General features: G+C 51.4%; 27 protein-coding genes and 1 pseudogene. 21 read left to right on the forward strand and 7 right to left on the reverse strand.

The window, feature by feature from the left end:
- The first annotated feature begins 3 nt into the window (after positions 1 to 3).
- A complete protein-coding gene (locus CTZ24_RS26105) occupies positions 4 to 1,230 on the forward strand; it encodes a M20 family metallopeptidase (protein WP_208727130.1) in 1,227 nt (408 codons plus the stop codon).
- Positions 1,230 to 2,339: a M24 family metallopeptidase gene (locus tag CTZ24_RS26110; protein ID WP_208727132.1), complete on the forward strand. Its 1,110-nt coding sequence runs from the start codon at positions 1,230 to 1,232 to the stop codon at positions 2,337 to 2,339. Before CTZ24_RS26105 ends, CTZ24_RS26110 begins: the two co-directional genes overlap by 1 nt.
- Positions 2,340 to 2,343: 4 nt before the next feature.
- On the opposite strand, the gene CTZ24_RS26115 is transcribed toward CTZ24_RS26110, so the two are convergent.
- Positions 2,344 to 2,895, reverse strand: a complete 552-nt coding sequence (locus CTZ24_RS26115) for a hypothetical protein (RefSeq protein ID WP_208727133.1) — start codon at positions 2,893 to 2,895, stop codon at positions 2,344 to 2,346.
- A 109-nt stretch (positions 2,896 to 3,004) separates the two neighbouring features.
- Between CTZ24_RS26115 and CTZ24_RS26120 the strand changes: the two genes are divergently transcribed.
- Positions 3,005 to 3,205, forward strand: coding sequence for a hypothetical protein (locus tag CTZ24_RS26120; RefSeq protein WP_208727134.1), 201 nt, complete (start codon positions 3,005 to 3,007; stop codon positions 3,203 to 3,205).
- Positions 3,206 to 3,441: 236 nt separating this feature from the next.
- Here the strand turns inward: CTZ24_RS26120 and CTZ24_RS26125 are convergent, their stop codons facing one another.
- Together CTZ24_RS26125 and CTZ24_RS26130 are read right to left on the reverse strand one after the other, a co-directional pair.
- Entirely contained in the window at positions 3,442 to 3,897 is a 456-nt protein-coding gene (locus tag CTZ24_RS26125; RefSeq protein ID WP_208727136.1) for a nuclear transport factor 2-like protein, read from the reverse strand.
- Between the two features lie 11 nt (positions 3,898 to 3,908).
- Complete coding sequence (locus CTZ24_RS26130; RefSeq protein WP_208727138.1) at positions 3,909 to 4,448, reverse strand: VOC family protein; 540 nt, start codon at positions 4,446 to 4,448, stop codon at positions 3,909 to 3,911.
- A gap of 126 nt (positions 4,449 to 4,574) precedes the next feature.
- Here CTZ24_RS26130 and CTZ24_RS26135 point away from each other — a divergent pair, with 126 nt between their 5' ends.
- From CTZ24_RS26135 to CTZ24_RS26175, 9 genes and pseudogenes are all read left to right on the forward strand, one after another.
- Positions 4,575 to 5,492, forward strand: coding sequence for a LysR family transcriptional regulator (locus tag CTZ24_RS26135; RefSeq protein WP_208727140.1), 918 nt, complete (start codon positions 4,575 to 4,577; stop codon positions 5,490 to 5,492).
- Positions 5,493 to 5,643: 151 nt separating this feature from the next.
- A complete protein-coding gene (locus tag CTZ24_RS26140) occupies positions 5,644 to 6,048 on the forward strand; it encodes a nuclear transport factor 2 family protein (protein WP_208727141.1) in 405 nt (134 codons plus the stop codon).
- Between the two features lie 52 nt (positions 6,049 to 6,100).
- Entirely contained in the window at positions 6,101 to 6,493 is a 393-nt protein-coding gene (locus tag CTZ24_RS26145) for a putative quinol monooxygenase (protein WP_208727142.1), read from the forward strand.
- 349 nt (positions 6,494 to 6,842) lie between these two features.
- Positions 6,843 to 7,871, forward strand: coding sequence for a tyrosine-type recombinase/integrase (locus CTZ24_RS26150; RefSeq protein WP_208727143.1), 1,029 nt, complete (start codon positions 6,843 to 6,845; stop codon positions 7,869 to 7,871).
- 278 nt (positions 7,872 to 8,149) lie between these two features.
- Positions 8,150 to 8,458 (forward strand): annotated as a pseudogene (locus CTZ24_RS26155) (ATP-binding protein); the annotation flags it as partial.
- A gap of 65 nt (positions 8,459 to 8,523) precedes the next feature.
- Positions 8,524 to 8,991: a (R)-mandelonitrile lyase gene (locus CTZ24_RS26160; protein ID WP_208727144.1), complete on the forward strand. Its 468-nt coding sequence runs from the start codon at positions 8,524 to 8,526 to the stop codon at positions 8,989 to 8,991.
- Positions 8,969 to 9,712 carry a carboxymuconolactone decarboxylase family protein gene (locus CTZ24_RS26165; RefSeq protein ID WP_208727145.1) on the forward strand — a complete coding sequence of 248 codons (744 nt, stop codon included), beginning with the start codon at positions 8,969 to 8,971 and terminating at the stop codon, positions 9,710 to 9,712. The genes CTZ24_RS26160 and CTZ24_RS26165 overlap by 23 nt, the downstream gene beginning before the upstream one ends.
- Before the next feature lie 125 nt (positions 9,713 to 9,837).
- Positions 9,838 to 10,689, forward strand: coding sequence for an aldo/keto reductase (locus tag CTZ24_RS26170; protein WP_208727147.1), 852 nt, complete (start codon positions 9,838 to 9,840; stop codon positions 10,687 to 10,689).
- 101 nt (positions 10,690 to 10,790) lie between these two features.
- The gene (locus CTZ24_RS26175) at positions 10,791 to 11,780 is read left to right on the forward strand and encodes an aldo/keto reductase (RefSeq protein WP_208727149.1); all 990 of its coding nucleotides are present in this window, start codon (positions 10,791 to 10,793) and stop codon (positions 11,778 to 11,780) included.
- A gap of 34 nt (positions 11,781 to 11,814) precedes the next feature.
- Here the strand turns inward: CTZ24_RS26175 and CTZ24_RS26180 are convergent, their stop codons facing one another.
- Positions 11,815 to 12,708, reverse strand: a complete 894-nt coding sequence (locus CTZ24_RS26180) for a LysR family transcriptional regulator (RefSeq protein ID WP_208727151.1) — start codon at positions 12,706 to 12,708, stop codon at positions 11,815 to 11,817.
- Between the two features lie 149 nt (positions 12,709 to 12,857).
- Here CTZ24_RS26180 and CTZ24_RS26185 point away from each other — a divergent pair, with 149 nt between their 5' ends.
- The 4 genes from CTZ24_RS26185 (at position 12,858) to CTZ24_RS26200 (ending at position 17,202) form a co-directional block, all read left to right on the forward strand.
- The gene (locus CTZ24_RS26185) at positions 12,858 to 13,643 is read left to right on the forward strand and encodes an SDR family oxidoreductase (RefSeq protein WP_208727153.1); all 786 of its coding nucleotides are present in this window, start codon (positions 12,858 to 12,860) and stop codon (positions 13,641 to 13,643) included.
- Positions 13,644 to 14,012: 369 nt separating this feature from the next.
- Positions 14,013 to 15,017 (forward strand): GlxA family transcriptional regulator, encoded by a 1,005-nt coding sequence (locus CTZ24_RS26190; RefSeq protein ID WP_208727155.1) that lies wholly within the window; start codon positions 14,013 to 14,015, stop codon positions 15,015 to 15,017.
- A gap of 159 nt (positions 15,018 to 15,176) precedes the next feature.
- The gene (locus CTZ24_RS26195) at positions 15,177 to 16,844 is read left to right on the forward strand and encodes a methyl-accepting chemotaxis protein (protein WP_208727356.1); all 1,668 of its coding nucleotides are present in this window, start codon (positions 15,177 to 15,179) and stop codon (positions 16,842 to 16,844) included.
- A gap of 31 nt (positions 16,845 to 16,875) precedes the next feature.
- A complete protein-coding gene (locus CTZ24_RS26200) occupies positions 16,876 to 17,202 on the forward strand; it encodes a hypothetical protein (protein WP_021185488.1) in 327 nt (108 codons plus the stop codon).
- Between the two features lie 41 nt (positions 17,203 to 17,243).
- On the opposite strand, the gene CTZ24_RS26205 is transcribed toward CTZ24_RS26200, so the two are convergent.
- A complete protein-coding gene (locus CTZ24_RS26205; protein WP_021185487.1) occupies positions 17,244 to 17,873 on the reverse strand; it encodes an ECs1377 family protein in 630 nt (209 codons plus the stop codon).
- 189 nt (positions 17,874 to 18,062) lie between these two features.
- Here CTZ24_RS26205 and CTZ24_RS26210 point away from each other — a divergent pair, with 189 nt between their 5' ends.
- A complete protein-coding gene (locus CTZ24_RS26210) occupies positions 18,063 to 18,440 on the forward strand; it encodes a helix-turn-helix domain-containing protein (RefSeq protein ID WP_208727156.1) in 378 nt (125 codons plus the stop codon).
- A 160-nt stretch (positions 18,441 to 18,600) separates the two neighbouring features.
- Here the strand turns inward: CTZ24_RS26210 and CTZ24_RS26215 are convergent, their stop codons facing one another.
- Positions 18,601 to 19,983, reverse strand: a complete 1,383-nt coding sequence (locus CTZ24_RS26215; RefSeq protein WP_208727158.1) for a diguanylate cyclase — start codon at positions 19,981 to 19,983, stop codon at positions 18,601 to 18,603.
- 173 nt (positions 19,984 to 20,156) lie between these two features.
- Positions 20,157 to 21,023 carry a LysR family transcriptional regulator gene (locus CTZ24_RS26220; RefSeq protein WP_208727159.1) on the reverse strand — a complete coding sequence of 289 codons (867 nt, stop codon included), beginning with the start codon at positions 21,021 to 21,023 and terminating at the stop codon, positions 20,157 to 20,159.
- A 92-nt stretch (positions 21,024 to 21,115) separates the two neighbouring features.
- Between CTZ24_RS26220 and CTZ24_RS26225 the strand changes: the two genes are divergently transcribed.
- The 4 genes from CTZ24_RS26225 to CTZ24_RS26240 all read left to right on the forward strand — a co-directional run bounded on the left by CTZ24_RS26225 (position 21,116) and on the right by CTZ24_RS26240 (position 26,787).
- Positions 21,116 to 22,102 carry a nitrilase family protein gene (locus CTZ24_RS26225; protein ID WP_208727161.1) on the forward strand — a complete coding sequence of 329 codons (987 nt, stop codon included), beginning with the start codon at positions 21,116 to 21,118 and terminating at the stop codon, positions 22,100 to 22,102.
- A 276-nt stretch (positions 22,103 to 22,378) separates the two neighbouring features.
- Positions 22,379 to 23,455, forward strand: coding sequence for an alpha/beta fold hydrolase (locus CTZ24_RS26230; protein ID WP_208727163.1), 1,077 nt, complete (start codon positions 22,379 to 22,381; stop codon positions 23,453 to 23,455).
- Positions 23,456 to 23,566: 111 nt separating this feature from the next.
- Positions 23,567 to 25,186, forward strand: coding sequence for a methyl-accepting chemotaxis protein (locus CTZ24_RS26235; RefSeq protein WP_208727165.1), 1,620 nt, complete (start codon positions 23,567 to 23,569; stop codon positions 25,184 to 25,186).
- A 239-nt stretch (positions 25,187 to 25,425) separates the two neighbouring features.
- Positions 25,426 to 26,787: a putative bifunctional diguanylate cyclase/phosphodiesterase gene (locus CTZ24_RS26240; protein ID WP_208727167.1), complete on the forward strand. Its 1,362-nt coding sequence runs from the start codon at positions 25,426 to 25,428 to the stop codon at positions 26,785 to 26,787.
- Positions 26,788 to 26,793: the final 6 nt, after the last annotated feature.

The raw sequence follows: 26,793 nt of genomic DNA on the forward strand, positions 1-26,793 counted from the left end.
CGCATGAATCCTGAACAGTTAATTCACCACATTGATCGCGAGTTTTGTCTCTCTTTTCTGGCAAAAATGGTGCAACACAAAAGTTACAGCGCCACCGACGGCGAGCGCGAGTTAGCAAAATATATGGCCGGGCAGATGAAAGAGTTGGGCCTGACCACCGAATTGCAAAACGTCCCAGGCGACAGGCTGAATGCCATCGGTCGCCTGGCGGGCAGCGGCGGAGGTAACAGTCTGCTGTTTAACGGGCATCTTGATACTAACCCGGTCACCGAAGGCTGGACCGTCGATCCCTGGGAAGGAAAAATTGACGACCAGTTTATTTACGGTATCGGCGTGTCCAACATGAAAGCAGGGGACGCAGCCTATTTCTGCGCACTAAAAACGCTGATTGATGCCGGTGTAAAGTTGAAAGGCGATGTGATCCTCACTTATGTGGTTGGCGAATTGCAGGGCGGTATCGGCACGCTGGCAGCGATTGAGCAGGGGGTTCGCGCTGACTATTTCATTAATGCGGAACCAACCGATTTGCAGGCGCTGACCATGCACGCCGGTTCGCTGATGTTCACCATTGAACTGACCGGTGATACGCGTCATCTGTCAAAACGCGAAGAAGCGGTAGACGCCATCAGCGCGGCGGTCGAGTTGATCCCGCAGATCAACAACATGACCTTTAGCGGCGCGAAAACCGCTGAGCATCGTAAAATTAACCGGGGGCACATCGGCGTGGTACACGGTGCGCTGGGGCGTGAACTGGAAGAGTGGCGCCCGCCGCAGGTGTCTGATTTTGTGCGCTTAAAAGGTTCTGCACGCTTCGCCCCAGGGCAAACCGTGGAAGGCGTTCTGGCCGATTTACAGGCATTATTGGATACGCTGTGTCAACGCTATCCCGGCCTTCAGGCCGTGTTGTTCGATGACGGTATCCGCGATAAACCCACGATGTTGCCCTTTGAAGTCTCCCCGGAATCGCCGATAGTCAAAGCGGTGAATCAAGCATGGAAAACCGTGCGCTGTACCGAACAACCCACCGGTGTGATCACGCCACCTGCCTTCTATGGTACTGATGCTGCGCATTTTTATCAGCATGCGGGTATGGAAGGTATCGTCTGCGGTCCTGGCGGAAAATACAACACCATGCCGGATGAGCGAGTAGAAATCAGCGAATTCCTCGATATGGTACGCATTTATCTCCTCGCCATTCTGGCGATCTGCCAGCCGGTTGAGGGTGCATAATGATTGCTGAAGCGCTGAGTCGTCTGCGTGCCGCCATGCAGCAGGCAGAGGTTGATATTATGGTGGTCGACCACGGCGAGTTGCTGGCATGGCTGACCGGTTATACCGTCTCTGAAACCTTATATCGCGCTTGCCTGGTTCCCCTTAATGGGGAACCCTGGATGGTGTTACGTCAGTTAGATGAAGTACCTTGCCGTACGCAGTCGCCGCAACTGGTGGTGGAGACATATCGTGACGATGAAGACCCCTGGTTTGCTGTGGCGCACAGCCTCGTGCAGCGCGGTTATCAACGAGCACGCATTGGCGCTGACTTTTACTCCTATGGCATGACGGTACACAGTTGGCAGCAGCTAGCTCGTCACCTGCCTGATGTGCAGTGGTGCGATCTCTCCGCCATCAGCGATCGGCTGCGCAGTGTCAAATTCCCCGCTGAGTTGACGGCCTTGCGCCAGGCGGCGGCGATTGCCGATGCCACGCTCAACCGCATTGGTAATGAAGTACAGGGTGGCTGGCGGGTACGTGATGTTGCAGCGCTGGCGGCCGGGCAGTTTCTGCGTCTCGGAGCCGATACCGGTGAAACCGGTCCTATCGTCATTGCCAGTGGTGACAACGGATTTCTGCATGCCAGTGGCCATGAACAACGCTTGCAGCGCCAGGATGTCCTGCACGTTGAACTCATCCCCAAGGTCAGGCACTACAGCGCCCGCCTGATGCGTCCGTTTATCGTCGGTGATATCTCGTCACACCGCGCTGAGCTCGCCGAGCAATTGATCGCGATCCAGGATCAACAACTCCGTGCGATGAAACCTGGTGTCAGTGCAGGCGAAATCGATGCCATCGTGCGGGATACGATACTCAGCCGCGGATTGCGCACGGATTATCCCAACGTCACCGGATATGCACTGGGACTGTATACGCGTACGCCGCGGCCCAGTGACTTTTCCACCTGTTTCCATGCCAGTGCGACATGGGTACTGGAAGCAGACATGGTGTTCCATATGTATATCTCGGCCCAGAGCCTGGCGTTCAGTGAAACGGTGCGCGTCACTCCGGAGGGTGCTGAACGGCTGACAATGTTGCCGCGTCAACTATTAGCGTTGCCGGAGTAACACGTTAACCGCCGGCAGATGGGCGTTCACACAGCGTGGGTGAAAAGGGTTCGAGCTTATTACGCAGCGAGTGCGAGCCGCTGGTTTCCAGGCTGATCAGGCCGGTTTGCATTAATAAACTGTCGGCACCAAGCGCAGCACGCATCTCGCTTTCCGGGAAATCGAGCAAAGTCGCCAGGATTCGGTACACATTGACCGAGGTCACCAGCCCAAGCCAGTCCGCAGTTTCATCCAGCAAGCGTTCCTGATGGAGTTGTAATGTGAATGCCAGAATGGCGCTTTCAGCCGCATTCAGTTCAATGCGGCTGGCTAAGGTGGCTACCGCCTGTTGAAAGACCGAAAAGGGGGATGAGTCGAATTGTTGTTCCCGTTCGGCATGACGCAGACGGAGTTCCCGCAAAATCGATTGCTGTAACTGTGGCGTAAATTCGTGATCCTGATAGTGGGTGAGATGGAAAAATTCCGCTAACGCCGGATGGCTGAAGCCATGCTGGGTGATAAATTGCTTGTGGGTACCTTTAAAGAAAACGAAAAGATTATGCAGGATCATATCCATTTGACGGCATTAGGAATAATCTCACTGCTCGTTTCCCTTCGAAGTTGAATTTATGCTTTATATAAATGCGGTTGGCGGGTGTAAGTACCTGATAAAAAAAGAATCAGTAATGTATGTTAAAGGCGATGGCGACAAAACCTACATCTACATCAATCACATGAAAGATCCCATTGTGAGTTCAGTCTCTTTTGATGCTCTCGCCTCGCAGATCACCGAGAAGGGAAATGTGGTGGAAGCGATACCTCATCGCGAAAAAATGGCTGGCAAATACGAAGAACCCATACAACTTGTGCAGAATCATCGCAGTTGACTGACCTGCAAGCAGCAAGTAACGCGTTGATATCAGCGGGATATATGGTCAGGTCAGCTTTGCCTCTATATCTCGGATCGCGAAATGTATCTTATGTTAAATAAGATATCCGATTGACCACAAACCTACACCCCACCCGTAGCGGCGCGATTTATCGCGCGGGTTTTACGTCACCATCGCTGGATGATGCGCGATAAATCGCGCCGCTACGCCAATTACCGTTTTAACAATGCGGATTATTTACTGAGAAACACCCGCGCACTCGCCAGCCTGCCGTGACTGACGGTAAAGACATCTTCGCCGCGTACCCGATACGGGTTGTCTTTGGGGCCATAGCCCCAGGTAACCCGGGCTATGCCGTGGTTCCACTCCACCGGTGCTGGAGTAAAGATAAAGCCGGGATGTTGCGACTGCACCTTATTAATGGCGGCATTGACGCGTTCCACGCCCGCAGACAAACCATCGTAATCGGCGACAAAAAAATCCGCTGTGTAGACGTCGGCGAATCCTTTGGATCGCTCAACGGCATCGGGATTGTTCCATATCGCGAAATGGCGATCGATAAGCTGTTGCAGGCCCGCAGGTGCAGCCTGAGTGGTGTTCATGTTCATGGTGCTGTTCTCCGCGAATGAGGCCGTTGTGGTTGCCAGCAGTGCAGCCAGCAACAGACCTTTGGTGATTGACGTTTTCATGTTTTCCCCGGTCAGACGGCCTTTTTCACTTTGCCCACCAGCTCAATTTGCGATCCCCACGGCGTCAAAAAATAGAACCATTGGGTGCCGTCGGCATTGGTAACCGGTTCGTTCAGGGTTGTCAGGCCCGCTTTTTTGATCGCGTCATAACTGGACTGGACATCTTGGGTGCGTAACGCGATATGGGTTGCTGCGTCATCATCCTGATGTGGGCGGTGGTGATCGATTTGCTTACCGCTGTACTGGAAGAGCTCCACCCCTGTGCCATCTGGCAGGCGCATCATGACAAAGCGCTTCAGCTCGCTGGATTTACGCCAGTTAAACGCCATTTTCCACGCATCCGGAATCGCACCGGGAGTGATGTCGGATTCCAGCTTCGCACCAAAGGTGGTCTGGAAAAACGTAATCGCCGTAGCCAGATCCGGCACGTTGATGCCCGCATGGTCAACGCCGGAAATGCTCACTGTCGGCGCGGCTGAGGCAGACAGACTGACAGCCCCCAGTAATAATGTGGAAGCGAACAACGTGGAAGCGATGCGATGAGTTTTCATTTGAATTTCCCTGTTATCAGATAGTTGTCGTGAGCGGCAGCATGGGTTGCCGCGATGGAAGAAGCTTATCGACCTGAGATGATTTTCAAAATAGAATGATTTGAAACTCATCATTGCAGAATTGAAATGACCAGATTTCCTGATTTTGAAGGACTCGCGATGTTTGCAAAGGTGGCCGAGGAAGGTTCCTTCGCCGCCGCCGCCCGTGTGATGGGGGTGTCTGTGCCCACGGTGTCGCGCGCCGTGGCGCGACTTGAAGAACGTCTGGGGGGCAGACTATTCAACCGCACCTCGCGGCAGTTGGCCCTGACCGAATTTGGACAAAGCATGGCCGCCAGGGCGTCGGAAATGTATCGCCAGGCTGAAGAAGTCGAAAGTGAGGCCCATGAACTGTCAGTGCAACCTCGCGGTCAGGTGCGACTGGCAGTGCCGATGTCATTCGGATTACGTTGGGTTGCACCGCTGCTGCCTGAACTGATTCGTCAATTTCCCGAACTCAGCGTGGACCTTCATCTGTCCGATGCGTCAGTCGATCTGATTGCCGAAGGCTTTGACGCCGCATTGCGCATTGCGGCGCTGCCGGATTCCTCCCTGGTGGCACGCAAATTTTGTGCGGTAACGCAGTATCTGGTGGCCTCTCCGGCCTATCTTGCTGAGCACGGTGCGCCACAACATCCCCGCGAACTGTCTGGCCGAGCCTGTTTCAGCTATGCCTGGCGGGCGCGCAGCCAGGTCTGGCGCTTTACCCATACATCTGGCACCCAGGAAGATATTGTGCCGAATGGCCCGTTGCGGGTGACAAATTCAGATGCTCTGCTTCCTCCCCTGTTGGCCGGTTTGGGTATTGCTGAATTGCCGGAGTTTATCGCGGCCGAATATCTGAGAGAGGGTCGTCTGGTTCATCTGCTTGATCAGTGGTCGATGACACAGGGAGGACTGTACTTTGTGACACCCACCGCGCGCAGTCGCCCGTTAAAGGTCAGGGTACTGTCTGACTTTTTTGCCCGGCACCTCAGCGAACCCGCATGGCGCTGGCCCGTCTGAGCATCGTTAAGCCGTCCTGATCGGTTATCCATCATTGCAATTTTGAAATGATGGATTTCATTCTTTGCTATTTTGCGAGTTCCTGAGTTTGTTTATTGTTGCTGCACGCCAACGATACGGTCTGGCACCGACAATGACAGGAGCTTTCATCATGAAAACCGCCGTGCAATTACTTCAGAACTACCTCGACAATATTCAGGATCCCCATGCTGCCGCCGCGCTTTTTGCCGCAGATGGCGTGCTGGAATTACCTTACCTCCAGACGCTGGGGCTACCACATCGGGTTCAGGGGCCACAGGAAATTGCGGCGTTTATCGCCGGATTGTTGAAAAAGGTGCCTGATTTTCGCTTCCGCAATATCCAGTTTTTTATCGATACCCCGACGCAGGCATTCGGTGAATACAGCGTCGAAGCGGCAATAACCGGCACTGATCGTTTGTATAAACAAACCTATGCCGGACGCCTGGTGGCAGAACAGGGAAAAATAAAGTTACTGCGTGAATCACTGGATACGCTCGCCGCCTGGCGCGCGTTTAACGGCGATCAGCCTGCCTGAATGCGTTGTTAAGGTAATGACATCAATCATCAGCGAATTTCTGGAGAGTAAAATGAGTGTAAATACCCCCGATGCATGTATCTCGTCTGCGGGCGATCATGACAAAACGCAAGCTACCGAAATCATTGTCAGCGCTTACTATCGCGTGCACCCGGATGATCGCCAAACGTTTATCGATGCGGTGAAGCCTGAAATGCAGGCGGCACAACAACTGCCCGGTTGCGTTTTCTATGCATTTTCGCAAGACCTGGTAAACCCGGATGCCTTCCATCTGTCCGAGGGCTGGGCCGATATTGAAGCCTATGAGCGACATGAACATTCAGCAACGTTTTTACAGGCGCTGGCAACGGTGGTTAAAAACGTGCGTATTCTGCATCGCGAAGGCATCCGTTATGACGTGGCGAAACAGCACATTGATGATCCTCGGGGAAAGGTTTCATCGTGACACGTAAGATCCGTTTTCGCGGTTAAGTCTCCGAAGCGTCGGTCAGTAGACCCCTCTACTGACCGAATGGTTTTTGCACTGATTGATTTGCCAGATTCTCACTGAGACACCGATAATCTCTCTCGATCCTCTAACCTAATATAATTACACTTATATTAGGTCAGGAAAGCCTGTATTATCAGTTTCCTCTTCCGTCCGGCAGCTGGCATACGGTTGTGGGGACTCGGCAGCAGAAAACCCGTATAAAAATCAGGCGCTCGTACGTGAAATCTGACGTATAACTCCCCTGCGCTTTTGCCAGATTTCACGTAGCACGATCTTACCGGTAACGGATGGAAACTGAACAAAAATGACCGAAATCACCGTCGCAAATCCGTTGCTACAACCCTTCAGCACCAACGACGATATTTCAGCCAGGCTGGCTGCTTTCGTTCGCGATCGTGAGGCTTTTTCCTCTAACACCTGGCGGCAACTGCTCAGCGTCATGCGGATCTGTTGGCGCTGGGCTGAAGAAAACCGCCGCTCTTTTTTGCCCATGACACCGGAAGACTTGCGGGATTATTTGCTGCATCTGCAATCCGCTGGTCGCGCGTCTTCCACCATTGCCACCCATGCAGCGCTGATCTCAATGTTACACCGTAACGCGGGGCTGGTGCCGCCGAACGTTTCTCCCGATGTGTTTCGTGTGGTTAAGAAAATCAATCGCGCGGCCGTGATCGCGGGTGAGCGCACCGGGCAGGCCGTGCCCTTCTGCCGACAGGACCTGAAAAAACTCGATGCAGCCTGGCAGGGCTCCCCTCGGCTACAACAGTTGCGTGACCTTGCCTTTATGCATATTGCCTACAGCACGCTGCTTCGTCTCAGCGAATTATCCCGCCTGCGGGTACGCGATATTTCACGCGCGGCTGATGGCCGCATTATTCTCGACGTGGCCTGGACTAAAACCATCGTTCAGTCCGGTGGCATCGTGAAGGCGTTGAGTAGGCAGTCAAGCCAGCGCCTGACGGAATGGCTTATCGCTGCCGGACTGAGCGGTGAACCGGATGCTATGATTTTTTGTCCGGTTCACCGCGCCAATTGCGTGACGAAACCGAGATTGGCACCGATGAGTACCCCCTGCCTCGAGGAAATCTTTCTTCGCGCACGGAATGCAGTCGGTGTAGTGGCTCGCAGCAGAACCAATAAAGGTCGGTATGCCGGATGGAGCGGCCACAGCGCCCGCGTGGGTGCTGCTCAGGACATGGCAAGAAAAGGATTTTCGGTAGCGCAGATTATGCAGGAAGGCACCTGGACCCGAACGGAAACCGTCATGCGTTATATACGCATGGTTGAAGCCCACAAAGGGGCGATGATCGGGTTGATGGAAGATGATGAATAAACTCTCCACTATGAGTTCTGTGCAGGATTGGTGGAGAGTGGGAGGGCTTTTCGATGATATGTTTAAATAAACCATTATTTTAAACATATGCGCAGGAATCCCACCACTACTACAACCCGCCAGCTCGTCTCACTGAGATTAATGAAAAAAACTCATAATCCCTATCCCGTTACCTGACATTATCTCACCGCACAAACCCGTTAACATGCTCGCATCTTCTTATATCCAGACGGGTCACCATGCTTAATTTACAGGCACGAACGCAGGCAGCGACGGTTAATAAAGCCAGCCTGGCATTCGTTCTTATTCTCAGCGCATTAATGGCTGTCACCTCTTTATCAACCGATATCTACCCTCGCCTTTTTGAACGTTTTTATCGGGCCGACGCCTCCCGCACCCGCAGCGATACCCATCACGGACTGGGGCTGTCGATCGTTCGCGCCGTGGCGATTATGCATCGGGGGGAGGTCTTTGCACGCAGTGAAGAAGGCATGAATACCTTTGGGTTGACCTTTGCCATGCAAACGGATCCCCAGCCACTTGCCAGATGCCCAACTGACAAAATTGTCAGGGAAGCGTCAGTCTGACGACATTTTACCCTCGTTAATATCATGGCTGACTCTCCCCTTCATCAATGAAAAGGACGCACAGCATGACCGGAAAAAAACGTTACCTCGGGCTGTTACTGCCCTTCTTCACTCTTGCATTCGCGGCTGAGGCGCAAATCATCGCCCCTGCCGGAAGTCAAAACGCCCTGTATGGGCCAGCGGAGAACTTTACCGGACGCGTCCGGGTTGATCCGTTATTTCAACCTGATCACGGCATCGAGGTTTCGGGGGCGTATGTCACCTTTGAACCAGGCGCACGTTCCGCCTGGCATACGCATCCGGCAGGTCAACGGTTGATTGTCACTGCCGGTGTGGGTCTGACGCAGCAGGAGGGCCAGCCGATACAGATCATTCGCCCTGGCGATGTCGTCTTCTGCCCGCCTGGCGTCAAACACTGGCATGGCGCAGCCCCGGGCAGTGCCATGACACATCTGGCGATAACCGGGAGGGTAAATGGAACCAACGTTAACTGGATGGAGAAAGTGACGGATGAACAATACCACGCCCATTAAGGTCTTGATTGCGGCGCTCCTGCTGATGCTGGGTTGCAGTCTCACGGTCCATGCTGCACCAGCGACAACCGGCACGGATGAAAAATCACCCACGTTGTCGGCACGCCAGCAGGCCATCCCATTGATTGCTGCGTATATGGCAACCAGCCAGATGGAAAAACTCGATACCGCGCTAAATCAGGGGCTGGACGCCGGGCTGACGGTCAACGAAATCAAAGAAGTCCTGGTTCAGCTGTATGCCTACACCGGTTTTCCGCGCAGTTTAAATGCGTTAAATGCCCTGATGAAGGTGGTTGAGACGCGACAACAACGCGGGGTCCACGATATGGCAGGTAATGAGCCAGCCAGCGCCATTCCTGTCGGGGATGAACTGCGCCGCGTTGGTACCGCCAATCAGACCAAAATTTCCGGTGCACCTGTCCAGGGACCGTTATTTGATTTCGCGCCGGTGATTAATCAGTACCTGCAAACTCATCTGTTCGGGGACATTTTTGCCCGTGACAACCTCGACTGGCAAAGCCGCGAACTGGCAACGGTGGGCGCATTAGCTGCCACGCCCGGCGTTGAGGCGCAATTGTTATCCCATATGCGCGCCAGCCAGCGCATCGGTCTGACGGCAGGACAACTACGCCAGTTGGTTCAGCTTCTGCGTGAGCACGGCGAAACCGACGCAGCGATCCGAGCGGGGAACGCACTGCAACAAGCGCTGGCGAAAGCGTGAACCACCAAAGGCAGGGCTCATGTATTAATGAGCTCTGCTAATTAACCCTAGCTGATTGCACCCTCTAATCGAATAAATCTCGCTGCGTTATGCTTGGCACACAAGCACATCTGAAGGACAACCTGATGCAAACAGTAAAACTGAACAACGGTATCGACATGCCCCTGTTGGGCTTTGGTGTATTCCAGATGACGGATGCCGCCGAGTGCGAAAGAGCGGTGATTGACGCTATCGAAACCGGTTATCGCCTGATTGATACGGCGGCTTCCTACCAGAATGAAACCCAGGTCGGGAATGCGCTGAAGCAAAGCGGCATCGCCCGCAATGAACTCTTTGTCACCACCAAACTGTGGTTGCAGGACACCCATTACGCCGGTGCTAAGGCACAGTTCGAGCGCTCACTGAATCGACTGCAACTGGATTATGTTGACCTGTATCTGATTCACCAGCCTTACGGTGACGTCCACGGTGCCTGGCGCGCTATGGAAGAACTGCAACAGGCAGGGAAAATCCGGGCGATTGGTGTGAGCAACTTCCACCCGGATCGACTGGCTGATCTTATCGCCTTTAATAAGGTGGTGCCGGCTGTCAACCAGGTTGAAGTCAACCCCTTTACCCAGCAGCTACAGGCAGCGCCGTGGATGCAAAGCCGTGGGATTCAGCCTGAAGCCTGGGCACCTTTTGCCGAAGGGAGAAACGGTTTGTTCCAGCATCCCGTATTAACGGCGATCGGTAACCAGTATGGCAAAAGCGTGGGTCAGGTGGTCCTGCGTTGGATCTTCCAGCGCGGCATCGTTTCGCTGGCAAAATCAGTGCGAAAAGACCGCATGGCAGAAAATATTAATATCCTCGATTTCGAACTCAGCGCGGAAGACATGCAGCAAATTACCGCGCTCGATACCGCAACCAGCGCATTTTTCTCACATCGCGACCCCGCGATGGTGGAATGGCTGACTGGCCGCAAACTCGACGTTTAAATTCATCCGTAGCGGCGCGATTTATCGCGCATTTCCGATGATGGACAATCGCACCGCTACGATTTTTTGCAAAGATGATTGCCTTGAAGAGGAACAGATTGATGCAAAAACGTTATCTCGGTAAATCCGGACTCGAAGTATCGGCGCTTGGACTGGGTTGCATGGGACTGAGCCACGGCTACGGCCCGGCTACGGATACCCGTCAGGCGGTCGAACTTATTCGTGCTGCGGTAGAACGTGGCGTCACGTTTTTCGATACCGCCGAAGTGTATGGCCCGTATCTGAACGAAGAGGTGGTGGGCGAAGCCTTAAAACCGCTGCGCGACCGTGTGGTCATCGCCACCAAATTTGGCTTTACCTTCGGTGATGACAACAAGCAGCAGATTTTAAACAGCCGCCCTGAACACATTCGTACCGCCGTTGAGGGATCATTACGCCGCCTCAACACCGACGTGATTGATCTGCTATATCAACATCGCGTCGATCCAGATGTACCGATTGAAGATGTCGCGGGCACGGTGAAAGATCTGATTGCCGAAGGTAAGGTCAAACACTTCGGCTTGTCCGAAGCCGGTGTGCAGACCATTCGTCGCGCGCATGCGGTACAACCGGTTGCCGCTTTGCAGAGCGAATACTCGATGTGGTGGCGCGAGCCTGAACAGGAAATCTTGCCTTTACTGGAGGAGCTGGGCATTGGTTTTGTGCCATTCAGCCCGTTAGGTAAAGGTTTCCTGACCGGTGCCATCAAGGCTGGGGCAACTTTCGGTGCGGATGACTTCCGCAGCAAAGTGCCACGTTTTGCAGCCGAAGCTCTCGCAGCCAATGAAAAGCTGGTTGCATTGTTGGCGGAGCTTGCCGCCGCAAAAGGCGTCAGTTCTGCTCAGATCGCCCTGGCCTGGTTGCTGGCACAAAAACCGTGGATTGTACCGATTCCCGGCACGACCAAACTGCACCGACTGGAGGAGAATCTGGCGGCCGCAGACCTTATCCTTGCGTCGGATGAGTTGAGTAAAATCACGCAGGCGCTCGAAACAGTGAAAATCGTCGGTGAACGTTATCCGGCCTCATTACAGTCCCGGGTAGGTCGCTAAGGCTGAAGCTGGCCTGCTTTTCAGCGCAGGCCAGTTATTCCGAGTAACGAAGTGCATCAATCAGTAGCGCGAAGGCTGGCGGGTGCTGTTTGCGGCTGGGATAGTAAAGATAGTATCCGGCGAAAGAGGGACACCACTCCTGCAACACCTGAACCAGTTCGCCTGATTTGATAAAGTCCTGCACCATATTCTCTGGCACACAGGCGATACCGAATCCCGACAATACCGCATCGATTCTTTCCGCTAACAGATTAAACGTCAGTTGCCCTTCCACTCTGACACGCAACGGTTTGCCTTCCCGCTCGAATTCCCAATGATACAGCCCACCCGCAGTCGGCAAACGCATATTGATACAGCGATGATTTTGCAGTTCATGTGGCGTGTGGGGGGCTGGGTTAGCGGCAAAATAGGTCGGTGATCCAACCACCGCCATCCGCATATCCGGCCCAATCCTGACGGCGATCATGTCCTTATCAACGCTTTCGCCAAGGCGGATGCCGGCATCAAAACGCCCTTCCACGATATCGACAAAACCGTTATCCACCACCAGCTCGACATTGATTTCCGGGTATTCCCGGAGGAAGGATTTCAACCTGGGCCACACCAGGCTGCGTGCGGCGTGCTCCCCGGCTGATAAGCGGATATTACCTGAGGCAGTGCCCCCCAGTTGAATAAGCGACGCCAGTTCCTGCTCAAGATCGGCGAGACGAGGCTCAAGGCAGGCAATTATTCTTTCGCCAACCTCGGTTGGCGCAACGCTGCGCGTGGTACGGGTCAACAGACGGATGTTCAGGCGCTCCTCCAGCGCTTTCATCGCATGGCTCAGAGCTGACTGCGAAACACCCAATTTTGCGGCTGCCTTGGTAAAACTTCGCTCTCTTGCCACCACGAGGAAAATCTGCAATTCATTGAAGTTTTCTTTAAGCATCGGTTATTTCCTTATTCATCTCCGCCCCGACAAACCATATTTATGAGGGGTGTTCATAGACACAATCATTTTAACCCCGTTACTGATAACAATGATGGTTGATATTCTATCTGTAGTGAAAATATATCTGAAGCCACAGAAGGTTTATCATGAAAATACTTGTTGCCGGGGCGACCGGAAGTATTGGTCTTCATGTTATGAAGACGGCAATAGAAATGGGTCACCAACCCAGAGCACTGATCAGGAATCAGCGCAAAGTAAAACTTCTCCCACATGGCACTGACATATTCTACGGCGATGTGTCTCAGCCCGAAACATTAACTGACGTGGCGGAGAATATTGATGCCGTTATCTTTACGCTGGGTTCTGATGGGCAGGGACGTATCGGCGCCAGGGCAATTGATTATGGCGGAGTGCGTAATGTCCTGCAAAGGTTTCGCGGCACGCAGGCACGTATCGTGTTAATGACTACCATTGGTGTCACCGAACGGCTGGGTAGCTGGAATCAGCAGACAGAGGTCCATGACTGGAAAAGGCGTGCCGAGCGGTTGGTCCGGGCAAGTGGCCATCCTTATACCATCGTCAGACCGGGCTGGTTTGATTATAACCATAATGATCAACATCACATCGTCATGCTCCAGGGCGACCGCCGCCATGCCGGTACGCCAGAAGATGGCGTAATATCCCGCGCACAAATCGCCCGTGTTTTGGTTAGCGCCCTGACCAGCGACGCCGCAATAAATAAAACGTTTGAACTGGTGGCAGAACACGGGGAAGAACAAAATAACCTTACGCCTTTATTTGCCACCTTGCTGGCTGATGACCCACGAAAAAACGAAGGGATTTTAGATTTACATAATATGCCGCTTGAGGAAGAACCTGGATACATTATTGACGAATTAAATTTATTTTTAAAACCAGCCGCATCAATCTGATCCTTTTTATATCGCTGCCGGGCGCAGCGCTTTCTATTCAGGCACCTGATGCCTGAATGCTGTTGTCCTTCAGCAACCGTTAATCCCCCTCACTCGTGCAAATAACCTTGCTTAAGGCATGGTGTTTTTCCTGTTCATACCTTATCCAGACGTCAGAGCTGCGTAGCTTTCCCTCACTTCCTGCCAGCAGAAAAGGTTGTTAAACGCAGCCGTATCTGTTGATTTCATGAAATAATCAGGTCCAGTCAAAGCTTTACTCAGGCAAATACACAGAACCACAGCGAGGCCGATAAGCATTACGAAAATCAGCAGGTAAAAAAGTCACATTTTTCACGCAATTTACGACAATTTAACAACAGGAAGAGATAAATGCGTATTGCCATACTGGCCCTGGAAGGCAGCGTGCTTTCGGCCATCGCAGGCCTGGCAGACTTGTTCTGGATAACCAATAAAGCGATAGCCGCCTCCCCAGCTCATGCCATCAAGTTTCCCGAAAAAACCTTTGAGACGCTGATTGTCAGCGCCGATGGTGCACCGGTCTGGGATACCGAAGGCCGGCTTATTCATATTGACAGCTCCTTTCAGGGGGCGGGCCAACCCGATGTCGTAATTGCGCCCGGCATGCTGCTGGGGCCGGATCTGCAACCATTGAACTTAGCGGACATTAACCTGGCCGCCACCTGGTTCAGAAAAATGTATGACAATGGCGCGCTGGTGGCCGCTTCAGGTACCGGTGGGGTTGTTCTCGGGGAGGCAGGTTTGCTCAAAGGGAGGTCATACGCCACCACATGGTGGGTCAGTCATATGTTGCAGGAACGTTATCCTGACGCCATCCCGGCACGAGGTAAAATGCTGGAGGAGGATCGCGGAGTGCTTACCACCGGCGGGTGTTTTTCATGGATTTCACTGGCCCTAAATATTATCGAAAAAGCGGCAGGTACAGAGGTGGCAAATCTCACTTCAGAGATGTCACTTACCGATAACCATTTTTTGCGTCAGCATCTCAGCGCATCGCCAGGTTCCATTCACTCCGGGACACCATTTTTAGTGCGCGCCGAGGAGATTATTCGCATGCAAAATCCCTCCATCAATGCGGCACAGCTCGCCTCTGCGCTGAACACCACGGAGCGAACCCTCCAGCGCAAATTTAAAGCACTGTCGCAGGAAACACCGAAAGAATTTATTACCCGGGTCCGCATTGAAACGGCCTGTACCATGCTCATTAGCACCCGTGTCAGCATTCGTCAGATTGCCAGAGATTGTGGTTACTCGGAAGAAACCGCTTTCCGTAAAGCCTTTAATCAAATTATGGAGATGTCACCGGCGCAATACCGTCAATGGATGGCCGCTCGCGCATCAGACCACCGCAGTTGATATAGAAAAAAACACTGTCAGGGAAATTCTTGTCAGTCAAAAAAAGTGAAAGGTGTAAATAAATTAAGTCATTTTATTTGAAATAAAAGTTCTATCGTCCCTGCCGATGGTTCGGAAGTGACAGATTATTTTTATTAACATTTTACCAGGTAGAAAATGATGAATATCACACAAAGGCTCACGCTGGCTTTCGTTCTACTCTCTGCTTCACTTGTTATTATCGGCATAACTTCTCTCCGACTATTGGCCGGTTTTCAGGATCGTTTTGAATATGTGCAGGTCAATGCGATTCCTTCGATTAAAGATCTGGGCGAGTTAATAGATCGCAGCAACCGGCTTTCAGTTGCGCTATACCGACACCAGAGTCAGACCGATAACAGCAAAATGCCAGCCGTTGAACAAGAAATTTCGCAGCGCCTGTCGGGTATCAAAACCCTCGCTGATTATTACTTAAAAAACGATACCTCCAGCGATCAAGACAGACAAATGGCGGAAAACGCATTAACCATGTTGAAGGTGATTGAATCGCGCCTGCCTGAATTTCTTACCGCATCACGAGCGCATCAGGATGATGTTACGTTGAACCTGCTTAATAACGACAACCAAAATGGCATAGCCGGAGCTATCTATTCGCTTAAGGAAAATTATCGCAAGCAGCTGGCACTGAATATCTCGCTGGGAAATAACTTACGAACCATCAATCATGACACTTATCAGCGTACGCTGTGGGGCATGACTCTGGGGGTAGCCGCGGCTCTGATTATTCTCGGCACCCTGGCTGCCATGACAATTCTGCGTATTCGTCACAGCCTGCGACGCATTGGCGATATTATGAACCATGCGGGTGAAAACCTGGACCTGAGCGTCACCGCAGACGACAGCAAAAAAGATGAAGTCGGTATTATGGCCCGTTCATTCAACCAACTTCTGACGCGTGTGGGAACTGCACTCTCCTCGGTCAGTACGGCGTCCCATTCTGTCAGCTCCGCTTCGGCCCAAATTGCCGCGGGGAATGAAGATCTGTCATCGAGAACAGAACAGCAGGCTGCCTCATTGGAACAGACGGCAGCCAGCATGGCCGAACTGAGTGAAACCGTGCGACAGACGGCGGATAATACCCGCCAGGCCAGCCGTCTTGCCAGCAATGCGACAGCGCTTTCGGACGCCAGTGAAGCATCGCTGGCCAGCATGCTGGATACTATGGCGGAGATCAGAAGCAGTTCGAAAAAAATTACGGAAATCGTGACGCTGATTGAGGGCATTGCCTTTCAGACCAACATTCTGGCGCTTAACGCCGCGGTAGAAGCCGCACGGGCTGGAGAACACGGCAAAGGCTTTGCGGTTGTCGCAGGTGAAGTGCGCAGTCTTTCACAGCGTTCCACCCAGGCGGCCAGGGAAATCAAGCAGCTTATCGACAGCTCCTATAATCTGGTGGAATCCGGTGCCGTTCAGGCAGAAACCGTGGAAGAAAACATGGCCGGTTTGAAGACCGCGTTCAGGCAGGTTAACGATCTGGTCAGTGAAATCGCCGCGGCGGCCGAAGAGCAGAATACCGGTATTACGCAGGTGCATCAGGCTATCAGTCAGATGGATGACGTCACCCAGCAGAATGCTGCGTTGGTAGAGGAAGCCTCCGCCGCCTCCGCCTCACTTCAGGAGCAGGCGCAGACGCTGTCCGGGCTGGTCAGCCAGTTCGTCCTGTCCGGCGCAGCGCTGCCGATAGCGAAGCTTGCAGATACCGTCAGGCCACAACCGGTGTTAAAGGCGTTAGCCCCACTGCCCGCCTCCCTGAATAAAGGGAATGATACAAACTGGCAGAGTTTCTGACGGGTGATGGCGTGACAGAGGGAAGATCCCAATGGGTATCAATGGTTTTGTAAAGCACGGCCAGCGCCACCACGAACTGGTGACAGAATTTGAGCAAGTTAATGCCCTTCTTCATCAACTGATGGATGGCATGTATTCGTCGTTGGACGTTTATCTGAATAACTGTAACCACCTGCGTGAGCAGGTTAACCGGGCGCTGTCATTGCTGAAAAATCGCGAATTTACAGAGTATCTTATCCAGAATGATGTGGCGCTTTATTACAATTTGCAGAGCGTGATGCTGGCGGTACAACTGCTGAAGAACCTGCTGGATAACCTCACCGGGACCATGAAGCGTTCGCTGCTGGAAACGTCTTAAGGTTGTGCACGTCCCGAACCGCTGCGGTTCGGGACACGCGATTAACTTTCAAGCCGGTAGAACGGAACGCGTCGGGTGGTGCCGGTGAGATTATCGAATACCTCGATTTCGGCAGTGGCGATTCTCATCCCCGTTTTTCTTAAGCGTTGCACATCTGCGGCAATGCGCTGAATTCCAAACCAAAACAGCCCATCCAGCGCCGTAACCTGCAATGCCGATTCAAGCGCCAGTTTAAGCCGCTCACGCGGAGCTTTGACCTCTTTGGCGATTTGCTGATAAGGGGCGGCACTCCCGCCAGTTGCATCGACGCGGCGGATGCGGGTTGAGAGGCGATACTGGAACTCGTCTGGTATGCTATTCAAATCGGTGTTCAGGCTGTAAACGCAACCAAAACGCTTGCCGTTAAAGAGCACGTTTTTCTGTTGAAGCTGAAATTCATCCCGCAACCCGGCAATCAGTTGAGGTGCGCGCGTCAGCAGCAGTCTGAAGGGAAGTTCAAAGCTGGTGACATAGTCGACATTCAGCAATGCGATGCGCAGACGTTCTTCTGCACCAGCTGGTAACTGACGGCACTCCTCCAGCACTTCCCCCCACTGCGCGGTCAGTCGGGTTGGCTCAGCAATTTCGGTAAAACTGTACTTTTCAATCTGATACTCAATTTTCCCGGTCACCCTGAATGCCCTTCTTATTCTGTTGCACAACCTGCTGTTTAGATTATCAACGTACGAATATAACCGATTAGCCATCCCGACATAATCAAAGAAACAAGGAAAAAAAGTAATCGATTACTTTTAACCAAAGAAACGTTATGATTTCGTAGTGAACACCACTCACTGCAACAAAACCGGGAAAGTAAGATTGTGCCTTATAAAAAGCAAATCATTGAAGACCTGACACGCTGGATTGATATGAACCTGCACAGAGTGCACAGCATTAATGATGTTGCCACGCGTTCGGGTTATTCCAGATGGCATATCCAGCATATGTTTAAACAAGTCAACCAAATGACGATCTTAGGCTATGTTCGGCAGAAACGTCTGGAACGGGCGGCACAAGAACTGGCTGAAAGCCAGGATAGCATTACAACTATTGCCCTACGCCACGGTTTTGGGTCGCAGCAGACGTTCAGCCGGGCCTTTATGAAATGGCAGAACATGCAGCCATCACGCTTTCGTTCTTGTGCCAGGCTGGGACAGCGTAACCCCGATGTCGAAAAACAACACGCCCAGCCAGGATAAGTAAGATGCAGCGCGTCGGAAACCATAACCGACAACAGCAGGGCGACAATGACCTGAACGGTAAACACCCGCTTCACCAGTGCAACACGAAAACCAACCCTTTTTTTGTCAGACTGTTGACCAGAGTCTGCAAAGGTATCTTAAGCAGCCTGAGTCTCCCTTACTTATGTTGCTCGATACGATTCCTGCCGTTGCGTTTAGCTTCATACAACGCAACATCTGCCCGATTGAGTAACTGATTATAGTCAGGGTGTCCATCATGAACGGTATAACCAATACTGACTGTGATGGGGAGGTTTTTACCGGAAACCGCTTCAAAAGGTGTGCTACTGACGATGCGGCGAATACGTTCCAGTAGCATATACGCCTCGGACTGCCCCGCTTCCACCAGCACAATCAGGAACTCTTCTCCGCCATAGCGGAAAACATAATCGCTGGCGCGAATATTATCGCTGAGTAAATTGGCAACATGCGTTAATGCGCGATCGCCAACCGTATGTCCCCATTCATCGTTGACCTTTTTGAAAAAATCCACATCGATGATTGCCACGCTTAATGGCAAATGGTTTTCCATCGCCAGGCTGACTTCATGTTTCAGAACAATCGGCAAATAACGTTTGTTAAGCAAATTCGTCAGAGCGTCTTTACCGTCCTGCATATGCGACACGTCGTTAAACAGCATCTCCATATAGGTGCTAATTTTCTGACAACAGGCATGAATGATACGTAACAGATCTTGCAATTTTTCTACGGGTATATCCGTGGTGATATCCAGGCTAGCCATCTTTTGATCAATGGTTGTCATCAGCAGGCGTATCTGCTGAATTTGTTCTGTTTCACCAAATTGACGAACGCATTTATGGCGGAACCATAAGCCAAAGTTAGAGTCGGAGATTTTTATCAACGCTTCTGACTGGTGTACGCCACTGACCAGTCCATAGATCACTGAGTTTTCCCAACTGGAAAGTGCTGACTGCTGTTTACCTTGTTCCTGCCAGGCGTTATTCATCAATACATGCATGCGATACGCCTCTTCATTTCGCGTTGCCCGATAATGCGACATCGCATAGGCGTGACTCATCATCTCGATAGCGATATCAATGGCCATCGCGGCATAGTGCATCACCTGTAAACCCAGCTCGGTTTCAATATTGTGCTGGGTGATGTAGTCGTAAATACCATATTTAAGTTGCCGGGCACCGCGCTGGACAAATTCCACCGGAATACCAATGCGCGCATGCACGCCCCCAACGTGATATTGTTGTTGCGCCAGCGTTTCAAACTGGCTTTCGTCCTGAGTCAGGATCGCTTTTACCCATTTAGACAGAGAGCGACTAAGTTGTTCTTCTACCAACTCATAGGACAAATGCCTGGCAATTGCTGGATCTTTAAACAAACTTTCATAAAATCGATGCGCTAAATTGTCTGATTGTTCTTCTGCAATATTTCGCAGAATGACTATTACATTTTGTGGAAGTTCTGCACGTAAAGGCTGCCATTCTTTAAGAATGACAGAGATGTATTGTTTAATTTCTTCCTGCATTTTTTAATTAACCAAATGTTAGCTGGATAGTCTGGTGAAAATAAAAGCGGCTATCGTAGCATACCTGATTCGGTGGCCCTGGGCTTTTAACACTTCCAAAACAAAAATAAGAGTTTTGCAGCATTAAATGCAATTCGCCCATCCGCCAATATATTTCCTTTGCTAGCCATACATCACTTGTCTGGCGTCAACACCACACTCAGAAAGTTATCACGCAGTGGATCCCGGATTCGAGGATTCCAGGCAATCCCGGTTTTCCAGCGGGTCTGTTCACCACTCAACGTCAACAATACCACCCCAGATGGCTGGATATGCCTGACGCTGGCAGGCAGCAATGCCACGCCCTCTCCGGCAGCGACCAGCGCCAGCAGCGTCTGAATATCATCTGCCGCAGCAAGGGTTTGTGCAGCCAGTTGCTGCGCACGCAAAAAAGCGGCTCCCTGCGCCACCAGCCCTTCTCCCCGGTTTGGACTGAGTTGCAATAACTGATTGCTTTCGATCACCTGGCGAAAGTCACCCATCGCGGCGAAACGCTCTGGTGCGGCAAGCACCAATGCCTCTTCCTCCAGCACCGCCGCTTGCAGATGCTCCGGTGCGGGCAACCGGACAAATCCACACTGCAACTGGCCATCCGTAAGCAATTGAAACTGCATGACAGAAGGCAGGTCATTCAGCAAAATTTTGACGGATGGATAACGGGCGCGAAAAGCCGCCACGCTCAACGGGGCGAGTTGAAAAGAAGAGATACCAAACCCCAGTTTCAACTCTCCCGCGTGACCGTTTTGCAAACCTGCGACGTCAGAACGGAAAATTTCGTGACGTTGTAACAGGTCGCGGGCGCCAGGCAACAGTTGCTGCCCGCTGACCGTGAGTTTTGCCCCGTGACGCCCGCGTTGAAATAGCGTCATCCCGATCAAATGCTCCAGGGTCTGAATCTGTTTCGTCAGGGCCGGTTGCGTGATGCACAGGGCTTCTGCCGCCTGATGGTAGCGCCCCTGCTCGGCTAAGGTGACGAATGCGCGCAGCAGTTTGATATCCATTCCAGTTCGTTATCATAAGTGGATAATTGGTGATTATACCCGGTGCTTTCCCTCTGATGAAATCTCAACACTTTTGAATGAGGAGAAAAACGATGGACGAGTTAATCCGGGTTGCCACCGTGCAGTTTTGTCATCGTGCCAGCGACAAAGCGTACAACCTTGGTGTGATGAAAGGCTTTATTCAGCAAGCCGCCAGTCAGGGCATCCAGATTCTGGCCTTTCCCGAAATGTGTATTACCGGCTACTGGCATGTTCCCGATCTCACTGCTGACCAGGTAAACGATCTGGCTGAATCCATCGAGGATAGCCCCTCACTGGCCCCCCTCCGGGCATTGGCAAAACAGCATGAGATGGCGATTGGCGCGGGTTTCATCGAACGGGGGAAAGATGGACTCAATTACAATGCCTACGCGGTTTGTATGCCGGATGGTAGCGTCCATGTGCATCGAAAAATGTACGCATTTGAACATCCCGCCATTGCGCGTGGCGATCGCTTCACCGTATTCGACACCCCCTGGGGCGTTAAAGCCGGGGTGCTGATTTGCTGGGATAACAATCTGGTTGAAAACGCCCGTATAACCGCGCTGATGGGCGCAGATATTCTGATCGCCCCCCATCAAACTGGCGGAACACACTCCCGCAGCCCGTTTGGCATGAAACCGATTCCCGTTAGTCTGTGGGAAAATCGCCGCGAGCAACCCGAAGCGCTGGAAGCTGCCTTGCGGGGTGACAGCGGCCGGGGTTGGTTAATGCGTTGGCTACCGTCCAGAGCGCACGATAATGGGCTGTTTATTCTGTTCAGTAATGGCGTGGGTCTGGATAACGGCGAGATCCGCACCGGCAACGCGATGGTGCTGGATCCCTACGGCAGAATCATCAATGAAACCTGGTCTGCTGAGGATACGCTGGTGGTCGCAGAACTGGACACCCGTTTGCTGACAATGTCGACCGGACGGCGCTGGATCCACGGCCGCCGTCCTGATCTCTACGGTATGTTGTGCGAACCGCAAGGTTATGAGCGCGATGCCCGCGAAGCACGTTTCTCCAGCGAGACGCCCTCTTTTGGTAAGAAGAAATAGCCGCAAGCACCACGCTTAAGCAATGCAACAGGTGTAGAGGAGAAAACAGGGTCTTTACTTGTATCAGGCTGAACTAATCCTCTGAACCGGACCGCAAAAATAATACACGGATGTATTATCCTAAGAAAAACCGACTAAAAATCGTCTTGTTAAAACTCAAAAATTAAGAGCATTGTATGTTTTTTCTCTGATGTTGTTGATGTCCATTGGGATTTTTCTTAATTGAAACTAATATCAGGCCTCCAGGGGACTACATATAACTTAAGAGTTGCTTTTATGATTAGTCGCACGATATCAGGAATGGCGGGCGCCATTCTGTTAGCTTTATCACCTTTAGCCCAGGCAGCGAATGCATTACCCACACCAAAAGAAGCTGACTGGGTCGCCAAAGAATTTAACTTTAATAACGGCGAAAAACTAAAAGATCTCCGCATTCATTACTACACGCTCGGCGACCGCAGTAAACCTGCGGTATTATTACTGCACGGAACTAATCAACCCATCAAAGCCTTACTGGCCCAGGGTTTTGCCGGTGAGTTATTCGGTCCGGGACAGGCACTGGATAGCAGCAAATATTTTATTATCATCCCGGAAAGTATTGGCTCCGGAAAATCATCCAAGCCTTCGGATGGTTTGCGTATGGCATTTCCCCACTATGATTATGACGATATGGTTACTGCCCAATATCGTTTAATTAAAGAGGGGCTGGGGATTTCTCATCTGCGACTGGTGATGGGATATTCGATGGGGGGGATGCAGACCTGGCTATGGGGTGAAAAATACCCGTCAATGATGGATGCGTTAGTGCCGATGGCCTCACAGCCCAATGAATTATCGGGACGCAACTGGATGCTGCGCCGAATGTTGATTGAATCCATCAAAGGCGATCCGGCCTGGGCCGAAGGCAACTACCGCCAGCAGCCACCGGTACTTAAAACCGCCAATATTATGTTCAGTATCGCCACAACCGGCGGCACGCTGGCTTACCAACACAAAGCGCCAACGCGCGCGCTGGCGGATAAGCTGGTTGATGAACGTCTCGCGGCACCGGTCACTGCCGATGCTAACGACCTTATTTATATCTGGGGTTCGTCAGCAAATTACAATGCGTTGCCCGCTTTGCATCGCATCAAGGCGCCGATGCTGATTATTAATTCTGCGGATGATGAACGCAATCCGGTTGAAACCGGCATTCTGCAAGGTGAATTAAATCAAATAAAACAGGCTGAACTGCTGCTCATTCCGGCGAGCGCAGAAACCAGCGGCCACGGCACCATGATGCAGGCAAAGTTTTATCATGAAAAACTGAAAACGTTTTTAACGCACACGCCTGTCGCAACGGAAAGTCATTAATCGCCACTCTGGTCAGGAAGTCACTCAGGTTACTTCCTGTTTTTTTAATAAAGGAATTATTTTCGACAGCACACTCCTTTTTATCATTTAATCGTTAGCAGGGAATACTCTATGTTTCGTAGAATAAAGATCCGTACTGCACTCAGCATAATGATTTTTTCATTGACTGCATTATTACTCTTCGTAGGCGTTCTGGGATTATTTGCCGTGCAGTCGGGAAATAAATCCTTTGCCACGGTAGATACCGAAGTTTTGCCGGGATTAGTGGCGCTGAATGAAAGTTCAGAACTTTTATTACGCGGCCGGCTGGATTTGCGTTTATATGAATCACTGATGGGTAGCGGCGACACAGAAAAAGCCAAAGTCGCGCTGGAACGCGCCCGCGGTAAAATTGACAGCGCCAGCGCAAAATGGCAGGACTATCTGAAATACCCGCAATCCGCAGAAGAGCAGCCCATTGCGGCCAAAATGGCGTCCACCCGTGACGCGTTAATGAAAGAATTCATTGATCCCGCCTTTGCCGCGCTGGAAGCCGGTAAGCTGGACGAATATCGTCAGCGAGCCGGAAAATCGACGGCGCTGTATGGCGCATTTGATACCGCCTCCAAAGCGCTGGTTGCCTTTAAACTGAAAAGCATTGATGTCGCCTATGACGACTCCAGCGACCGGGTAAAACGTATGGAGTGGGTGCTGTACTTCGCCATCGCCTGTGCTGTGGTGTTGGCTGGTCTTGCCTGGTCGGTAATGACCAATCTGATCGTTAAGCCGTTGAATCATGTGATTAATGTATTTGACCGTATTGCGGAAGGTGATCTGCGTGATCGCATTGATATCAGCGGGAAAAACGAGATAGCCCAGTTGTTTGCCGCCGTGCAGCGCATGCGCGACGGGTTGGAAAATATGGTGCTGATGGTGCGCAGTGGTACAGATGCAATTGGCACCGGTGTGGAAGAGATTGCTTCCGGCAATATCGACCTTTCCAGCCGTACCGAGCAGCAAGCCGCTTCACTGGATGAGACCGCCTCCAGCATGGAACAGATTATGGCGACGGTGCAAAATAACGAAGACAACACCCGTAAAGCGAACGCGCTGTCACAGAAAGCCTCAAATTCCGCTTCACGCGGGGCCAATGTGGTGTCTGAAGTGGTTTCCACCATGAGCTCAATTGAGAAAAGCTCGGCAAAAATTGGTGACATCGTCGGTGTTATTGATGGCATCGCTTTCCAGACCAACCTGCTGGCGCTGAACGCCGCAGTTGAAGCAGCACGAGCCGGTGAAGCCGGACGCGGGTTCGCGGTCGTGGCTTCAGAAGTTCGCGTGCTGGCACAGCGTAGCGCCACCGCAGCCAAAGAGATTGGCACCATGATTAATGATTCGCTCAGCAGCATCGAACAGGGTTCCGGGCTGGTGAAACAGGCAGGCGTCACCATGAATGAAGTGATGGTTGATGTGAAGAAAGTGGTCGAAATTATGGATGAAGTGATGCTGGCTTCCGGAGAGCAGACCCGTGGCATCTCGCAGATCAATATCGCCATTCAGCAGATGGACGGCGTAACCCAGCAGAACGCTTCGCTGGTGTCGGAAGTGGCGACCGCCGCCAGTTCCCTGCAAGAGCAGGTGGTTAACCTGCAACAGTCGGTGACCCGCTTCCTGGTGGATGACGATAAAGCCACATTGGGCCATGATCTCTACAGCGGCCCGCGTGATTTGGCGCTGATTAACCTGAACTGATTACCGTCTCGCGGGCCTTTTATCTTCTGATAAAAGGCCCGGATAAATTATTCTTTCCTCGCCTTTCTTGCACAAAAACCGTTCTGTACCCCGCCAAATTAAACTCGCAGCACACAAGATATATCTTTAATCCCGACGCCAACGATAAAATAATTAAAAAAAATTATGACACCCAACAACTGCAATCTCGCTATAGTATGATTGTCCACCAGCTATAACATTAAAAAAGAGACAACAGAATGAATGCTTATTTCGCCACCAGATACGCAAAAGTAAAGAATTTACCATTCATTCTCAAAGGCAATAGCGCTGAGAGAAAGCTACGCCTGACCATTCTCATCTCTGGCACCTCCAGCATTTTGGCCGGTTTATACATGGCCAGTTTGAACTTCTCCATCGGAGAACACCTCATTTCACTTTTTTATTGTATGACCACAATATTGGGCATATATATTTCAGCGGCTGCCTTCTGGAACAATATCAATCGTCACATTTATATCATTACGCATAGTTTGTTGATTAGCATCATTCTACTTTGTTTCTTTGATAATAATCATGATTTCGCCAAACATTCTGAATACAATTATCTTGCGGCTTTGACCATTGGTGGTGCATTGGTATTACGACAGCAATCCTGGTATTTGAAACAGGTTTTCCCTCTCATCTGTCTGCTGGCCTATCTCTTTTTTGTTTCGACCGGCACCATCTGGCAGGATGGCCGTTTCCAGACTGATATGGCACATGTCTCCGGCTTTTATATCGCGAACTGTTCTGTGCCAGTTGTGGCGCTTTTATTAACCGTATTTACCGCACGCGGCAATTATTCTGAAACCGACTTGATTAAACGTGAGCTTTCCCTTGCTATTGAAAGGAATCAATTACAACTGTATTACCAACCACAACTTGATAGTCATAAAGCACTGATTGGATTCGAAGCTTTGCTGCGCTGGAAACATCCGGCGAAAGGATTTATCTCCCCTGAAGTCTTCATTCCAATTGCAGAGAAGAGTGGTTTAATTATCGAGATCGGGCGATGGGTAATGGAGCAGACCTTGCGCCAGATTGCGGAATGGGAGCGTCTTCATCACCTTGGTGACATCGCCTTCTCTATTAATATCAGCCCGTTACAATTAATGCACCGAGACTTTACTCAGGATACGTTGCTGACGTTATCTCAGGCAAAAATCCGGCCGGAAAGAATCAAGTTTGAAATTACCGAAACCACCTTCATTTACGACCAGGACAGAATTGCTGAAGTCATGCAACATTTTAGTGGGTTGGGTATTAAATGGGCGATTGATGACTTTGGTGTCGGATACTCATCGTTAAAATCAATCAGTGATTTCGCCGTCGATGATATCAAGATCGATAAGTCGCTTATTATGCAGGTGTTCAAAAATGAATCAGCCTCGTTGGTGGTACAAAAAACCATCGAACTCTCCCGTGAGATGGGGTTAAATGTTCTGGCCGAGGGAATTGAGAATGAAGAATACTTCGAATATCTGAAAAATATGGGTTGCCACCTGTTTCAGGGGTTCCACTTTTCTCGCCCTTTACCTGCGGCAGATGCCCTGACATGGATTAAAAAGCAAAGATTGTAATGGGAA

Source organism: Pantoea phytobeneficialis, from assembly GCF_009728735.1.
GTDB lineage: Bacteria > Pseudomonadota > Gammaproteobacteria > Enterobacterales > Enterobacteriaceae > Pantoea > Pantoea phytobeneficialis.